We start from the raw sequence: 14,727 nt of genomic DNA, 5'->3' as shown, positions 1-14,727 counted from the left end.
AAAAATAAGTGATACTCACGCGCACAAAACTGTTGTATTACAGTTGTCATCGTTATTAGACAGGTAAGTCAGGAATAGTATGGAAAAGTTTATCGAATCCGTTTTTTACGCCAGCCGTTGGTTGTTAGCACCGATTTATATGGGACTTTCTTTGGCGTTGATTTTATTAGCTATTAAGTTTTTTCAGGAATTGATTCATGTTTTTCCAATCATATTGGGTGCGACTGAGTCAGATTTGGTATTAGTCGTTTTGTCCTTGATTGACTTAGCCTTGGTCGGTGGTTTGCTTGTGATGGTGATGTTTAGCGGCTATGAAAACTTTATCTCACGCATCGATTTAGATGAGAAAACGGATAAGCTCGCCTGGTTAGGAAAGCTTGATTCAGGAAGCTTAAAACAAAAAGTAGCGGCATCTATTGTGGCTATCTCATCCATTCACTTACTCAAAGTGTTCATGAATCTTCAAGATACCGATAATGAAAAAGTGATGTGGTACGTTATTATGCATTTGACCTTTGTGCTTTCAGGAATTGGCATGGCGTTTATTGATAAGTTGAATTCAAAACGTAGCTGAGTTGTGGGTGGCTAATTAGCTAATAACAAAGATGTATAAAAACAGCTTAAAAGGTGGGGGGTGGCCTTTTGAATTGATTAAGCACAACAAAAGGCACCCCCCCACTTATAGCTAGTTTTTTAGTAGGTAATTACAAATTATAGTTTCACTATCAACTTGCCTTTATTTTCTCCGCTAAAGAACAAATTCAATCCCGTCATAGCGCTTTCTAATCCCTCAAGGATATGCGCGCGGTATTTGATTTTTCCTGCCTTTACGTGCGGTGTTAAAATCTCTAGAAGCTCAACTGTCTCATGAAAGTGGTCCGGCATGGTGAAGCCTTGTACAGTCAGGCGCTTTCTTAGTAGATTCATCCAGTTAGGGCCGGGCGCTGGTGTTTCAGCTAAATAATCAGCAATCATTCCACACACTGCAATTCTACCGTGGGCATTCATGCGTTCAAATACATGGTGTTGAATAGGTCCGCCAGTGTTCTCGAAATACACATCGATACCATCGGGAGTCAGTGCTTCAAGATTTTCTTTGATGCCATCTGCTTTGTAATCAATTGCGCCATCAAAGCCAAGTTCGTTAACAATCCAGTCACACTTTTCTTGTCCGCCTGCAACTCCGATAACACGTAAACCTTCGGCTTTTGCAAGCTGCCCTACGATAGAACCAACTGAACCTGCAGCGCCAGTCACAACCAGTGTTTCACCTGCTTTTGGTTTTCCTACTCGATACAAACCTTGTGTTGCTGTTAGGCCAGGTAAAGCAAAGATGGATAACACCATTTCTGCGGGTAAATTTGCATCTACCTTATTGACGCCTTGGCCTTTGCTGATTGCATATTCTGTCAAACCGAACATGCCAGTGACTTTGTCGCCAACAGCAAAATCAGGGTGCTGTGATTCGACGACTTCAGCATAGCCGAATGAACGCATCACTTCTCCTATCTCAACACGGGGGATGTAACTCTCGGTGTCAGCACTCATCCAGCCAAGCATTGCTGGGTCGAGTGACATATACGATTGTTTAATTAAAAATTCTCCCGCTGCTGGTGACGGTTTTTCTAATTGCGCTACTTCAAAAAGATTGGGTCCGATGTCTTTAGCAGAAGGACGTTTTGCTAATTTTATTGCGGTATATGTTGTCATTTCGTTGCTCTCTTCATTTCATGTTCATTGTATAGCGCTTACGTTAGTTGCCTATAAGCACGGTATGAATGAATTATTACTTATCTATTCGTTATGAAAAACCCTCAAAAATGTTAATATTTATTGTCTTTAAAACAATAATAGAGCTTCTTATGGATCAATTACGTGCTATTAATTACTTTATCGCGGTAGCAGAAACGAGTAGTTTCACCGAAGCAGCAAAACGATTTAATGTACCAGCATCGTCATTGTCACGCAGAATTGTTGATTTAGAGAAGAGCTTATCCGCTACGTTACTGCAACGAACGACTCGTGTAGTAAAGCTGACTGAGGTAGGTAGGGATTATTACAAACAGGTAAAACAGCTTGTTGAAGAATTAGAGTTAACCAACGAGTCGGTAAAAAGCTATCACAGCGAACCCATGGGAAAACTTCGAGTGAGTGCAGCCGTAGACTTTGGTCAAAGAATATTGTTGCCACTATTAAATGAGTTCTCTGAAAAATATCCAAAAGTGATTCTGGATGTAAGTTTGAGTGATGAAGTCACTACCTTAAATCGTGATGAAATCGATATCGCCATACGTAGCGGTTATGCACCTAATGAACGGGTAGTGGCGATCAAATTAATGGATAATAATTTTTACCCAGTGGCATCACCTGAATATTTAAAAAAAGCTGGGATGCCCAAACACCCTCAGGAATTGAGAGCGCATTCGGGTTTGTATTATAGAACACCCAATGGCCCTGTACCGTGGTTGAGTTATTTCGATAAACAATGGCAGGATGTCAGCGCCCAAGTGGTTGCAATCAGTAACAGCGGTCAATGGTTATTAGATAAAGCGCTTAATGGAGAGGGGATAATTATGCTGCCAAAATGGTCGACACAAGAGTTGTTAGATTCCAATGATCTGGTCGAGTTAACCTTTAAACAACCGATTAATATTACCCAACAAATGGATTTGGGTGTATTTTTGCTGTATCAGAAGCAGCGTTATACTGTGCCCAAAGTGAAGGTGGCGGTGGATTTTTTGGTTGAGAGAATAACAAAAAACACGGTAAAAGTAGGGGGGTGACCTTTACATAATATTGTTTGTATAAATAAGGGTATTTTAGCTTAAATGACAAAGTCACTTTCAATTCAACAAGCTAGAAAACTGGTTTTATTGTCTCAAAGGTTACCGCCTTCAAAGCAATCAGGAAGTGCAATGGCGGCTACGCTATCTGCTATTGAACATATTGGTTATAATCCAGATCGATACTATCTCTGTTATCCAGCGGGCGCACCACCATACCTTGTGGAATCGCAATCCGCGTTATAAGCCTGAGCAATTAGATCAACTGATTGCTGATAAGAAGGTCTTTGAATACTGGTCACACGCAGCAGCGTATATGCCCATGTGTAACTACCGTTATTTATCAAGGCGCATAATGGGAAATCAGCATTGTTCTTTCTTATTTTCTAGGTTGCTATCTAGGCTTTCGCGGAGATGAGTTGCTGCCACGACCTCTACGCCCTTTTGGTTTTCCTTGACCTTTACCTTTACGCCTACCTTTACGAGATGGCACAGGGTCTGGCTCGAAATTACCATATTCCTCATCAGCGGATGGATGTGCTAGTGCCGCCACACTTGGCTCAAATCCTGGGATAACTTCACGTTCAAACTTACGACCTATGATGCGTTCAATAGAATGTAATTGCTTATATTCATCCTCACTGAATAGTGAAATCGCGACACCGGAAGAGCCAGCGCGTCCGGTACGACCGATGCGATGCACATAGTCTTCAGGCACAAAAGGGAGGTCAACGTTAACGACACAAGGCAGTTGGTTAACATCAATGCCTCGAGAGGCAATATCAGTGGCTACCAATACAATAATACTTCCGTCTTTAAAACCTTCCAAGGCACGCGTGCGTGCGTGTTGGGTTCTGTTCGCGTGAATAGAATCGGCATTAATCTCTGCATTTTGCAGCTCAACGACCAAACTATCCGCCTCTCTCTTAGTACGAACAAAGACCAATACTTGCGGCCATTTATTCTTTTGAAGCAGGTGAATCAACACCTCAGTCTTACGCTCTTTATCTACAGGATGTATTTTCTGTTTAATCGTATCGACTGTGCTGTTATTGATATCCACTTCAATTAACTGGGGATCATTTAACAAGCCTTGAGCAAACGACTTGATGCCTTTAGAAAATGTCGCTGAAAACATCAACGTTTGACGTTTCATAGGCAGCAGCGTTTGGATGTGACGGATATCGTCGATAAACCCTAAATCCAACATACGATCAGCCTCATCCAGGACCAGAATTTCAAGCTGATCAAAGTCAATCGCCTGTTGACTATAAAGATCAATCAGACGACCAGGTGTAGCAACAAGTATATCCAAACCACCTGCTAGCTCGGCTATCTGCGGCTCAATCCTCATGCCACCAAACACAGCCGCAGAGCGAATATTCATGTCGTGGCTGTAAGTTTTAACGCTCTCAACAACCTGAGCAGCAAGCTCACGAGTCGGCGCAATGATTAATGCTCGTACCGTTTTAGCTTCAGGGCTATTTTCAGGACTACTTTCAGGACTAAGGCCACCAGACAATAACTGCACCATAGGTAGCGTAAAGCCAGCCGTCTTACCCGTGCCAGTATGCGCCACCGCCATAACATCACGCTGACTAAGCACCGCTGGAATAGCTTCAATTTGTATTGGTGATGGCGTTGTATAACCTTGCTCTGCAACGGTTTTCAACAGCTCATCACACAAGCCTAAAGAGCCAAATGACATAGATACGCATTCCTCGGGTTGATTGGTACTTGATTATATTTAGTCTATGATGCCTGTTAGTGACTGAGAAGTAGAGGCAATTTATTGTTCCTCTGCTTTGTTTCTCATACGTTTCTCATTCCAATTGTTTTCAAAAAAAGTGCCTTAAAGTAGGGGGGTGACCTTTGTCTGTTCTATAATCTAATCACTCAGTTTTTTATTCTTCCACTACCAAATAAAACAGTACCAAATGAAAAATATATTAAATATCACCAATGGCGATTCCGCTGTAGATATTATGCAGAAAGCAGGAATCGTCGGTGTTTTTTTACCGTGGCGAGATGTGTTGCATGATGGTCCTGTGCCCGAGGGGCTTTCTTTGGAAGAGCTTTCAGAAGTCCGCACACAATTCATTGTTGATTGTGCTTGGGGTACTTTTGATAATATCAGCGCCTCTTTTATCGAAAGAGATGACACACTTAAGTCATTTGAAAGCTATGACAAAGTGATCTTGTGGTTTGAGCATGACCTTTATGATCAATTACAGATCATTCAAATTCTTGATTGGTTCGCGCAAAACCCAGCAGATAATACCGAGCTTTCTATTATTTGTGTGGACCAATATCTGGGAATGCTTTCGCCTGATGAAATGGCTGATCTGCCAAAATATGAGGAGCCAATCACTGAAGATCATTTGGCTCTATCGAGTAAGGCATGGGCAGCATTTCGATCTACTAATCCTGAAGATTGGTTTGCATTGCTTTCTACAGATACATCAGCGTTACCATTTCTAGAAGGTGCGATTATCAGGCAATTGGAAGAATACCCCAGTTGTCGAAATGGTTTGTCGCGCACTGCTGAACAAGCATTGAAAATTATCGCCGATGGCGAAACTAAGCTCTGGAAAGTTTTCGCGGATTCTCAGGCAGCAGAAGATCGAATGTTTATGGGAGACTCCAGTTTCTGGATAATCATTGAAGAATTGCTAGTGGCCAAAACTCCTTTATTAAAACTAGCTGCCGGAATGGCGTGGGAAAGACCACCATCTCCCGATCATGAATTAACCATTACGTCCATGGGCGAAGCCGTTTTGGCAGGTGAGAAACATTGGCTGGAATTAGCAGAAATAAATCGCTGGATCGGTGGAACACATTTAATCCCTAACAATCAGTGGTGCTGGGATTCGGTGAATAGGTCCCTGATTAAAAAGTAGCTATTTTTATTAGAAAATAATTATTAGGCACTGTAGTAAAAACGGTCAGACACCCCCATACTCTCAGCTCATTTTTGTCGCTTATTGTGTAATGAGTGGCCTACCTTTATTAAAAATTCATTGAGTGTTAGTCACTTAATCGAACGGGAAATCAGTGTTAAATGAAAGCCAGAGCTAACGCGCTTTCGCGTATTGAATACATCATATTGATGAGTGTTGTTGTCGCCGTCGATGCACTAGCGATTGATGCAATATTGCCTGCCTTATCATTTATCAGTAATGAGTTTGGTGTTCAGGACGGTAATAGTCGGCAATATATAGTGACCACAATCTTGATGGGTTACGGTTTTGGTGTGCTCATTTTTGGAATCGCATCCGACAGTTTCGGGCGAAAACGACCTGTCTATATTGGCTTTGCCATTTTTCTGATTGGGACATTAGTCACAATTTTTGCCAGTAGTTTTAGTATGTTGCTGGTTGGTCGAGCCTTGCAGGGCTTCGGTGCTGCAGGTCCACAAATTATTCCAACAGCGATAACCAGAGATTTATACAAAGGCCGTGGCATGGCGCAAATCATGTCACTGATAATGATGGTTTTCATGCTGGTACCTGCGATAGCGCCGCTAATAGGTCAAGGTATTTTGATGCTGACTAATTGGCAAGGTGTATTTGCCATGTTGGGTATTTATGCGGTGTTTGCCTGGATCTGGTTCTCGATCCGTTTGCCAGAGACGTTATCGGTCGAAAGTCGTGTGCCATTTTCTTTTAGTCAGGCTTGGTCATCGGTAAAAGAAGTATTGCGCAATAAACAAGCCGTGAAATTCACGATTGCTGAAGGTCTCGCATTTGGCGCTATTCTAGCCTATCTGAGTACGGCACAGCAGATTTTTCAGGAGCACTTTGAGTTGGGTGATCGCTTCGCCTTATATTTTGGAAGTCTGGCATTAGTAATGATGTTCGCATCATTTGTGAATTCGCGTCTGGTTGAAAAATTGGGTATGCACAAGATGGTGTTGCGTGCGGCGATGTTCTTATTTTTTGTGTCAATTATCTATGTGGTTTACATCTGGCTCAACGACACGTCTGTGCCTTTGTGGAGCTTTTTGATATACGCCAGTATTTCCTACTTTTGTCTCGGTATTCTGTTTGGCAATATGCACAGTTTAGCGATGGAAGAAGTGGGCCATGTCGCTGGTGCAGCAGCATCGGTGATCGGCTCTTGCAGTACCCTCATGTCTGTCATTATTGCCGCATTTATTGGTAGCTTTTATAACGACTCCGTCACTCCTATTGTGATAGGTTTTGGTGTGTTAATGCTGCCTATTATTTATATCACCTGGAAAGATTAATCTGTCCTTTAAGTCATTGGAGTTGCTGATGAGCCACAATCTGGAGAAAAATAAGGAAAATGCAATTGCGTTCTATCTCACCGCTTACCTTGGAGAGCCGGCTAAAGCCGTTGAAGATTATGTGGGGAATGATTATATTCAACATAATCCAGTCGTTAAAAATGGAAAATCGGGATTTATCGAGTACTTTGAAGAAATGCAAAGAGACTATCCCGAGAAGCATATCGAGTTTTTAAGAGCGATAGCAGAAGGTGATTTAGTCGCGTTACACACCATTCAAACATGGCCAGAAAATGCGCAATACGTAACGATGGATTTCTTTCGTTTTGATGACAACGGTAAGATCGTTGAGCATTGGGATTCTATTCAGGATGTGCCAAAAGAAACTAAGAATGGCAATAAAATGTATTAAACAGATATTAGATAAAAAAGCCCTGAAAGTAGGGGGGGTGACTAATTCATGTATTGTATGGTTATATTTTTTGCCCAGTTGTTAGTTTTATCGAGAGGAAAAAAATAAAAAAGCCTCACTGAAAAGTGGGGCTTTTTTCGTTTTACGATTAAGGCTTTTCGCAGAAATTATCCGCTAATTATCCAGAAATCTTCGTTTCGTCTTAATCGCTCTATGTCTTGTTTATTCTGTCGTTACTGTAACCGTTAATATGTCAGAGTAAGTACCAGCCTGAACTTGGCTAGAGGCAAAACCAGGTGTGGCAATTTGCATCGGTGATGCCGCATTGTTACATGAAGCGAGGTTTAATGTTGGTGCTGATCCAGATGTGAACGACTCACCAGAATAATTGATAGAGTAATGATTTGTCTGGTGTAGATACAAGCTGCTATCTACATTGTGTTGTAATCTAAAGTCATTTTTTGATGAGATGTTGATTGCACATCCACCCGTAGTATTCGACTCTGTACCCAGATTTCCTAAGGTAGTCACTGTGCCATTAACTTCAGTCACAGATAGGTCTTTAGATGCATTGCCAGCCAAGTCACCAATGAAGTTAACATAAGCGTCTTTAGTAACGTTGATCTCAATTTCTGCAGTGTCTGTTGCAGCGGTGGCGATTGATGAAGCAGCCATTAAAACAGCTACAGTCATTAACTTTTTAGAAAAAATCATATTTTTATTCCAGTACTTATTTTTATTAAATGGGTTTGTATTTTATATATTGGGGTTATTAAGATTACCCGATTCAAGGTAGTCTCATGCATACGGGCAATTATGAGCGATTGACGTTCAAAAAATGATGACAAAGCGGATGAGCGGTAGTTACGTGATCGCTTAATTCGGATAGAAGGAGTGAAATGAGATATTTTGCTTTATTCTAATCGATTGATTTGTATGGCAATATTTTTTATTTTTAGTATTTTCGTTCAAGTATAATGTGTTGCTAATGTGCAATAACAGGAGTCAATTTTTCGGAAATAATCTTGGCGACAAGTTCTGAACCACGGTTAGTAAAGTGAACGGGATCAGACATATATTCTTTCGTTTGAGGCACTGCTTGATTGAGATCAATGAGTAATGCTGACTTATCCAAAGCTACTGCTCTGATGACTTGGTTCATCGCAATGAAAAGAGAGCGATATTCAGGGTAGCTTAAACCCATCGCCTCAAGATTTTGCAGGTTTTTCATAACTACTTCATCAGGCTTTTCTGTAAAGCGACTCGCTTGTGTCATCAGAACTGGGGTGATGTTGTTTGCCTTGCTGATTTCGATAAAGCTATCCAGATTGGATTTAAACAGTGACAGTATTTTTTCATTGCTGAGTCTAGGTTGCTTATTCCCATGATCAGCATTTTCAAACTCATTGCCATCACCGAGCAGTTTGCGTTTCACTTCGAAAGCGAAATTGTAGGTGTTAGGCAATAACTGTTTAAGCATTGCTTTTATCGACCTGTCTTCTGTGACTAAGAGTGATCGATGATCGTTATTATTCCAGTAGGTTTTTTCGTGCAACAATATCGATAAGTCATTGATATTATGCATGAGTACGGCAATATCGGGGTTCATCGGAATAATTTTATTCAACAGACTATTAATCGAATGCATGCTGTTATTACCACTGACACCTGCATTGAGCGCATTAATTTTTTTACCGCTGTTCGTTTCTAATAACGTTCCTGTTAATGCAGGAAAGCGCTTATCTTCATCCACATACATGCATTCTGTGGTCGAACCTCCAAGAAAGGCGATTACCTTGTCGGCTTGTTGATGCGTAGTGGAGGGAAAAATAAAACCATTCTGATCAATTTTGAAAGAATAAGGCTTGTTTTCTAAGCTATCAGATAGCGCGACTATATCGTCACTCGGTGAAAGCATTTTATCAATATTAGGGGTGTTTTCTTTTAAGCGGATATGTCGAACGGACTGGTTTTCTTCGCCACCAAATCGTGTGTTGCCCAGGAGTTTTTCAAAACCAAATAGCAGCACTAGAATCATAATCAATGAAATGATCAGTAGTGTTTTTTTAGAATTATTTTCAAATCTATTCGACACGGTGAGGCTTACATCCTGTTTTTATCATGGTAGCGAATGAATGCTACCTTGTTTTTTGTGACTAACAACAGCTTTGGGATAAGAGGTCAGGATGGCTAACAGGCTGATTCAATAATCAGACGAATTGCCCAGCGCACCACGCTGACGCCCATGCCCATTGGAAATTATGGCCACCGAGATGTCCGGTTACATCGACCGCTTCGCCGACAAAATAGAGACCTTTGACTTTCTTCGTTTCTAAGGTTTTCGAAGACAGTTCATCCGTGTCTACACCGCCTAAGGCAACCTCGGCAGTTCGCATGCCTTCAGTGCCCGATGGGCGTAATTTCCATTGAGTAAGTTGTTGTTCGATGCTTTCTAGTTCAGGCAGATTAAACTGGCGCATGGTTTTATTGCTTATGTCATCGTTTATAAGCACATGCTCACAGAGTTTCTGTGCCAGACGTTTAGGCAGTTTGTAATTCAGAATGGTTTTTAATTCTGCTTGCGGGTGTTCAGTTTGTTGCTCTTTTAACCATTCCAAGAGATCAAAATCAGGGAATAGGTTGATAGAAATCTCATCACCGAGTTTCCAGTAGGATGAAATTTGCAATGCCGCCGGACCGCTAATGCCTCTGTGAGTAAACAGAATACTTTCTTTAAAGGACTGGTTTAAAGTCACCCCCCCACTTACAGCGCCCATTTCTACATAAGTTGAAATACCTGAAAGGTCTTTGATAAACGCATCCAGTGTTTCAATAGTAAAAACAAAAGGCACTAACGCAGGTGAGAAAGGGATTGTATTGATATCAAACGTTTCAGCCACTTGCAATGCAAAATCGGTAGCGCCCATTTTGGGAATTGAAGGTCCGCCCGTAGCAATCACTAAAGAGTCCGAAGCGTAATTTTCTTTTTCGCTGGCAACCAGAAAATCTTCCCCTTTTTTGATGGAAATGATTTCAGATGAAGGTTGTATAGTAACGCCGGCTTTGTCACATTCATCGTGTAATAGTTGAACCACGGCTTTTGATTTTTGATCACAAAAAAGCTGACCGAGTGTTTTTTCTGTCCAGCTTAGTCCGTGACTTTCTAGAAGCGCAACGAAATCCCATGGAGTATAGCGAGATAAGGCAGATTTACAGAAATGTGGATTGCCAGATAAAAAGTTATCCGCATCAGTATACATATTGGTGAAGTTGCAACGTCCTCCACCTGAAATCAGAATTTTCTTACCGATCTTGTCCGCTTTTTCCAGAATCAAAACAGAGCGTCCGCGTTTCCCCGCTTCTATCGCGCACATCAGGCCGGCTGCACCTGCGCCAATTATAATCACATTAAATTTTTTCATTTTTTTAACTTTATTCCAGCACTAGACACAAGGTAATCGCATACTTTAAAGCAAAGTATTATAGAATCCACATATTATAACGACCTAAAGCTTAAATAGTTGGTAGAAACATGTTGGCAAGTATAAAAGAAGATATCGCAGTCGTATTTGAACGCGACCCAGCGGCACGACATACGCTAGAAATATTAACCACCTCTCCGGGTGTGCACGCGATTATTTTTCATCGCATCAGTCATGCATTATCGAATAAGGGCTTTAAATGGCTGGCAAGAATTCTGTCAAATGTTGCACGTTTATTTACCGGAATTGAAATCCATCCGGGTGCAAAAATTGGTAGACGCTTCTTTATCGATCACGGCATGGGGATTGTAATCGGTGAAACCGCAGAGATCGGTGATGATTGTTCTATTTATCATGGTGTAACTTTAGGCGGAACCAGCTGGAATCCCGGAAAACGTCATCCAACCCTTGGGAATAATATCGTTGTCGGTGCAGGGGCTAAAATTCTGGGGCCGATCAAAATCAACGATGGAGCGCGTATTGGCTCAAACGCCGTCGTGGTTAAAGAAGTACCTGCGAATGCAACCGTTATTGGTGTGCCTGGTCGCGAAGTGATTCGACGCGAAGACGAAGGTGAAGCTCAGCGAGCAGAAGTGGCGAGCAAAATGGGCTTTGATGCATACGGTGCTACACAGGATATGCCCGACCCGGTTGCTAATGCAGTCAACAGAATGCTGGACCATATCCATAAAATGGATGAGCGCATGGATACCATGTGCACTCAATTACGGCATTTAGGCAGTGATTTCGATTTTGAGCCATTTCAAGGTTTAAAAGACGTCGAATTAGATGGTTGTGGTCAAGAGGAAAAGAGGTCACAAAAAGAAGCTAAGGAAAAGGCCGAGTTAGTCGAAGATTCCCCTGAAAAAGAGAAAACTGATAGCTAAGTTGTGTTTGCTTGTGCTCTGTAAATGCTTTGTAAAGCCCTTTGTATAGGGCTTTTTAATCCCCAATATTAAATACTGTACAATCCGTGGTAATACTTGACTATATTAATCGGGTATTCTACTATCTCGCTCAAATCAGGGGTACTAAATTACTCAGGATTAGAACCCCCAACTTTTTATTGGAGTCGATTGGTTGATCTTCAATTTGAGATTAACAACGCGAGAAAAGATATGAAACTCACGACTAAAGGACGTTATGCGGTTACAGCAATGCTGGATTTGTCATTAAATAGTGACAATGGCCCAGTATCGTTGCTGGAAATTTCAGATCGCCAAAGCATTTCATTGTCTTACCTTGAACAGCTATTTTCTAAATTACGCAGACAAGGTTTGGTAAAGAGTATGCGTGGACCGGGAGGAGGGTATAGCCTCAGTAGAGCACCGGAAGAGATTGCTATTTCAAGCATAATTATGGCGGTCGATGAGAATCTTGATGTCACAAATTGTGGCAATGCAACCAGTGGTTGTAACGAAGACAATAAACGTTGCTTGACCCATAACTTATGGATGGATTTGAGCAATCGGATTCAATCATTCCTTGATGATATTTCATTACAAGACATGATGGATAAGAGCGACGTGATTGAAGTCGCAGCAAGACAGAATTCAAAACAAAAAGGGACTCGCATTAATTTGCCAGACTCTCTTTAAAAACGATATAAACATTACATATATAAAGTAACTGCTTTAAAAAGTAAGTACTACATAAAACAGCGCGAGAACTAATAGGATACAGAATGAGTAATTTAATCACCCCAATTTATATGGACTATTCAGCCACCACGCCGACTGACAAGCGTGTTGCGGAAAAAATGGCTCAATATTTAACTGTTGATACAGCTTTTGGTAATCCTGCGTCTAGTAGTCATTCATTTGGCTGGGAAGCGGATGAGGCAGTTAAAGCTGCACGTAAAGATGTTGCTGACTTAATCAATGCTGACCCAAGAGAAATCGTCTGGACCAGTGGCGCTACTGAATCAAACAACCTGGCAATTAAAGGTGCAGCGCACTTTAATACACGCAAAGGTAAGCACATCATCACGATGAAAACTGAGCACAAAGCAGTACTTGATACCTGTCGCCAGTTAGAGCGTGAAGGCTTCGAAGTAACTTACCTTGATCCAAAAGATAATGGTTTGTTAGATATGGATGCTTTCAAAGCAGCACTTCGTGACGACACAACAGTTGTTTCAATCATGCATGTGAACAATGAAATCGGCGTGATTCAGGATATCGCAGCAATAGGCGAGATCTGTCGTGAAAATAAAATCATTTTCCACGTTGATGCGGCACAAAGCGCGGGTAAAGTTCCATTAGATCTGGAAACACTTAAAGTTGATTTAATGAGTTTCTCAGCACACAAAATTTACGGTCCAAAAGGTATTGGCGCTCTATATGTACGTCGTAAGCCACGTGTTCGTATCGAAGCACAAATGCACGGTGGTGGACATGAACGTGGTATGCGTTCTGGTACATTAGCTACCCATCAGATCGTTGGTATGGGTGAAGCATTCCGCATCGCTAAAGAAGAAATGGCGACTGAAAATGATCGTATGCTGATGCTACGCAATCGTTTATACGATGGCTTCAAAGATATGGAAGAAGTTTACGTAAACGGTGATCTTGAGCAACGTGTTGCAGGTAACTTAAACATCAGTTTCAACTTTGTTGAAGGCGAAAGCTTAATGATGTCACTAAAAGATATCGCGGTATCTTCAGGTTCTGCCTGTACCAGTGCTTCACTAGAGCCAAGTTATGTATTACGAGCACTAGGACGCAACGACGAGCTTGCACACAGTTCATTACGCTTTAGTATCGGTCGATTCACTACAGTTGAAGAAGTGGATTACGCGATCGAGCAAACGCGTGCAGCAGTAGAAAAATTACGCGCCTTATCGCCACTTTGGGATATGTATAAAGACGGTATTGACTTGAATACTGTTGAATGGGCCGCACATTAATAACAACGACAACAGAAACAAAAGAGTAGTTAATAATAGTTAGCTACATTGCAATAAATATAGAAAGTTAGAAGGTAAAAAATCATGGCGTACAGTGAAAAAGTTATAGATCATTACGAAAATCCACGTAACGTTGGAGCAATGGATAAAGATGCTCAAGAAGTAGGAACGGGCATGGTTGGTGCTCCAGCTTGTGGCGACGTAATGAAGCTACAGATTAAAGTAGGTGCTGACGGCATTATTGAAGATGCGAAGTTCAAAACTTACGGTTGTGGTTCTGCAATTGCTTCATCTAGTCTTTTGACTGAATGGGTAAAAGGCAAATCACTGGATGAAGTTCAGGCGATCAAAAATACTGATATCGCAGAAGAACTCGAATTACCACCTGTTAAAGTACACTGTTCTGTATTAGCTGAAGATGCTATCAAAGCAGCGATAGCAGACTATCAGTCTAAGCAATAGTTTTTAACTACGTTTTCGCTAAAGCTTAAGCACTATAAAAGATAGTAAGGATTAGAATATGGCCATTACATTGACCGACGTTGCAGCAGATCGAGTGAACACCTTTTTAGCCAATAGGGGCAAAGGTGTTGGCTTGCGTCTGGGTATTAAAACCCATGGATGTTCTGGTATGGCTTACGTGATGGAATTTGCAGATGAGATCGAAGAAACTGATGAAGTTTTTGAAGATCACGGAATCAAGATTATTGTTGATCCTAAAAGTCTGGTTTACCTCGATGGAACTGAAATGGACTTCACCAAAGAAGGCCTGAATGAAGGTTTTAAATTCACTAATCCGAATGAAAGCGGTGCCTGTGGTTGTGGTGAAAGCTTCACTGTTTAGAACCTAATCAGAATACGCATTTAGCCACCCCCCTACTTATAGCCAGTTT

Annotated in this window: 17 protein-coding genes; 12 read left to right on the top strand and 5 right to left on the bottom strand. The window is 41.4% G+C overall.

Going from position 1 to position 14,727, the window contains the following annotated elements; all coding sequences use genetic code 11:
* Positions 1-79 precede the first annotated feature (79 nt).
* The gene (locus tag EV695_RS16740; protein WP_131907165.1) at positions 80-574 is read left to right on the top strand and encodes a TIGR00645 family protein; all 495 of its coding nucleotides are present in this window, start codon (positions 80-82) and stop codon (positions 572-574) included.
* 137 nt (positions 575-711) lie between these two features.
* Here EV695_RS16740 and EV695_RS16735 read toward each other — a convergent pair whose 3' ends face one another.
* Complete coding sequence (locus EV695_RS16735) at positions 712-1,710, bottom strand: NADP-dependent oxidoreductase (protein ID WP_131907164.1); 999 nt, start codon at positions 1,708-1,710, stop codon at positions 712-714.
* A 152-nt stretch (positions 1,711-1,862) separates the two neighbouring features.
* Here EV695_RS16735 and EV695_RS16730 point away from each other — a divergent pair, with 152 nt between their 5' ends.
* From EV695_RS16730 to EV695_RS20560, 3 genes are read left to right on the top strand one after another with little or no spacing between them, the layout of a single operon-like run.
* Positions 1,863-2,783: a LysR family transcriptional regulator gene (locus tag EV695_RS16730; RefSeq protein ID WP_131907163.1), complete on the top strand. Its 921-nt coding sequence runs from the start codon at positions 1,863-1,865 to the stop codon at positions 2,781-2,783.
* Between the two features lie 45 nt (positions 2,784-2,828).
* Entirely contained in the window at positions 2,829-3,029 is a 201-nt protein-coding gene (locus tag EV695_RS20440; protein ID WP_243651701.1) for a hypothetical protein, read from the top strand.
* Entirely contained in the window at positions 2,938-3,201 is a 264-nt protein-coding gene (locus EV695_RS20560; protein ID WP_424273804.1) for a DNA glycosylase AlkZ-like family protein, read from the top strand. Before EV695_RS20440 ends, EV695_RS20560 begins: the two co-directional genes overlap by 92 nt.
* Here EV695_RS20560 and EV695_RS16720 read toward each other — a convergent pair.
* Positions 3,178-4,491: a DEAD/DEAH box helicase gene (locus EV695_RS16720; RefSeq protein WP_131907162.1), complete on the bottom strand. Its 1,314-nt coding sequence runs from the start codon at positions 4,489-4,491 to the stop codon at positions 3,178-3,180. The two genes, EV695_RS20560 and EV695_RS16720, sit on opposite strands and share 24 nt — an antisense overlap.
* A gap of 229 nt (positions 4,492-4,720) precedes the next feature.
* Between EV695_RS16720 and EV695_RS16715 the strand changes: the two genes are divergently transcribed.
* From EV695_RS16715 to EV695_RS16705, 3 genes are all read left to right on the top strand, one after another.
* A complete protein-coding gene (locus EV695_RS16715) occupies positions 4,721-5,683 on the top strand; it encodes a hypothetical protein (protein ID WP_131907161.1) in 963 nt (320 codons plus the stop codon).
* 161 nt (positions 5,684-5,844) lie between these two features.
* Positions 5,845-7,032, top strand: coding sequence for a multidrug effflux MFS transporter (locus tag EV695_RS16710; protein WP_131907160.1), 1,188 nt, complete (start codon positions 5,845-5,847; stop codon positions 7,030-7,032).
* A 28-nt stretch (positions 7,033-7,060) separates the two neighbouring features.
* Entirely contained in the window at positions 7,061-7,444 is a 384-nt protein-coding gene (locus EV695_RS16705) for a nuclear transport factor 2 family protein (protein ID WP_131907159.1), read from the top strand.
* A gap of 222 nt (positions 7,445-7,666) precedes the next feature.
* On the opposite strand, the gene EV695_RS16700 is transcribed toward EV695_RS16705, so the two are convergent.
* The 3 genes from EV695_RS16700 to EV695_RS16690 all read right to left on the bottom strand — a co-directional run bounded on the left by EV695_RS16700 (position 7,667) and on the right by EV695_RS16690 (position 10,866).
* A complete protein-coding gene (locus EV695_RS16700) occupies positions 7,667-8,158 on the bottom strand; it encodes a hypothetical protein (RefSeq protein ID WP_131907158.1) in 492 nt (163 codons plus the stop codon).
* A gap of 271 nt (positions 8,159-8,429) precedes the next feature.
* Positions 8,430-9,539 (bottom strand): SGNH/GDSL hydrolase family protein, encoded by a 1,110-nt coding sequence (locus EV695_RS16695; protein ID WP_131907157.1) that lies wholly within the window; start codon positions 9,537-9,539, stop codon positions 8,430-8,432.
* Between the two features lie 115 nt (positions 9,540-9,654).
* Positions 9,655-10,866: a BaiN/RdsA family NAD(P)/FAD-dependent oxidoreductase gene (locus EV695_RS16690; RefSeq protein WP_131907156.1), complete on the bottom strand. Its 1,212-nt coding sequence runs from the start codon at positions 10,864-10,866 to the stop codon at positions 9,655-9,657.
* Positions 10,867-10,976: 110 nt separating this feature from the next.
* Here EV695_RS16690 and cysE point away from each other — a divergent pair, with 110 nt between their 5' ends.
* The 5 genes from cysE (at position 10,977) to iscA (ending at position 14,678) form a co-directional block, all read left to right on the top strand.
* Positions 10,977-11,813 (top strand): serine O-acetyltransferase, encoded by an 837-nt coding sequence (gene cysE, locus EV695_RS16685; RefSeq protein WP_131907155.1) that lies wholly within the window; start codon positions 10,977-10,979, stop codon positions 11,811-11,813.
* 231 nt (positions 11,814-12,044) lie between these two features.
* Positions 12,045-12,524, top strand: coding sequence for an Rrf2 family transcriptional regulator (locus EV695_RS16680; protein ID WP_131907154.1), 480 nt, complete (start codon positions 12,045-12,047; stop codon positions 12,522-12,524).
* A gap of 86 nt (positions 12,525-12,610) precedes the next feature.
* A complete protein-coding gene (locus EV695_RS16675) occupies positions 12,611-13,834 on the top strand; it encodes an IscS subfamily cysteine desulfurase (protein ID WP_131907153.1) in 1,224 nt (407 codons plus the stop codon).
* Positions 13,835-13,918: 84 nt separating this feature from the next.
* Positions 13,919-14,296, top strand: coding sequence for a Fe-S cluster assembly scaffold IscU (gene iscU / locus EV695_RS16670; protein ID WP_131907152.1), 378 nt, complete (start codon positions 13,919-13,921; stop codon positions 14,294-14,296).
* 58 nt (positions 14,297-14,354) lie between these two features.
* Positions 14,355-14,678, top strand: coding sequence for an iron-sulfur cluster assembly protein IscA (gene iscA, locus EV695_RS16665; RefSeq protein WP_131907151.1), 324 nt, complete (start codon positions 14,355-14,357; stop codon positions 14,676-14,678).
* Positions 14,679-14,727: the final 49 nt, after the last annotated feature.

Source organism: Cocleimonas flava, from assembly GCF_004339015.1.
GTDB classification, from domain to species: domain Bacteria; phylum Pseudomonadota; class Gammaproteobacteria; order Thiotrichales; family Thiotrichaceae; genus Cocleimonas; species Cocleimonas flava.
Note: the sequence above shows the minus strand (reverse complement) of the source record. Positions and strands in the feature narration are given on the sequence as shown.

Coding starts and splice junctions, on each gene's coding strand:
- EV695_RS16735 (WP_131907164.1), bottom strand. CDS start 1,710: ATGACAACATATACCGCAATAAAATTAGCAAAACGTCCTTCTGCTAAA.
- EV695_RS16700 (WP_131907158.1), bottom strand. CDS start 8,158: ATGATTTTTTCTAAAAAGTTAATGACTGTAGCTGTTTTAATGGCTGCT.
- EV695_RS16675 (WP_131907153.1), top strand. CDS start 12,611: ATGAGTAATTTAATCACCCCAATTTATATGGACTATTCAGCCACCACG.
- EV695_RS16730 (WP_131907163.1), top strand. CDS start 1,863: ATGGATCAATTACGTGCTATTAATTACTTTATCGCGGTAGCAGAAACG.
- EV695_RS20440 (WP_243651701.1), top strand. CDS start 2,829: ATGACAAAGTCACTTTCAATTCAACAAGCTAGAAAACTGGTTTTATTG.
- cysE (WP_131907155.1), top strand. CDS start 10,977: ATGTTGGCAAGTATAAAAGAAGATATCGCAGTCGTATTTGAACGCGAC.
- iscA (WP_131907151.1), top strand. CDS start 14,355: ATGGCCATTACATTGACCGACGTTGCAGCAGATCGAGTGAACACCTTT.
- iscU (WP_131907152.1), top strand. CDS start 13,919: ATGGCGTACAGTGAAAAAGTTATAGATCATTACGAAAATCCACGTAAC.
- EV695_RS16715 (WP_131907161.1), top strand. CDS start 4,721: ATGAAAAATATATTAAATATCACCAATGGCGATTCCGCTGTAGATATT.
- EV695_RS16740 (WP_131907165.1), top strand. CDS start 80: ATGGAAAAGTTTATCGAATCCGTTTTTTACGCCAGCCGTTGGTTGTTA.
- EV695_RS16690 (WP_131907156.1), bottom strand. CDS start 10,866: ATGAAAAAATTTAATGTGATTATAATTGGCGCAGGTGCAGCCGGCCTG.
- EV695_RS16680 (WP_131907154.1), top strand. CDS start 12,045: ATGAAACTCACGACTAAAGGACGTTATGCGGTTACAGCAATGCTGGAT.
- EV695_RS16705 (WP_131907159.1), top strand. CDS start 7,061: ATGAGCCACAATCTGGAGAAAAATAAGGAAAATGCAATTGCGTTCTAT.
- EV695_RS16710 (WP_131907160.1), top strand. CDS start 5,845: ATGAAAGCCAGAGCTAACGCGCTTTCGCGTATTGAATACATCATATTG.
- EV695_RS16720 (WP_131907162.1), bottom strand. CDS start 4,491: ATGTCATTTGGCTCTTTAGGCTTGTGTGATGAGCTGTTGAAAACCGTT.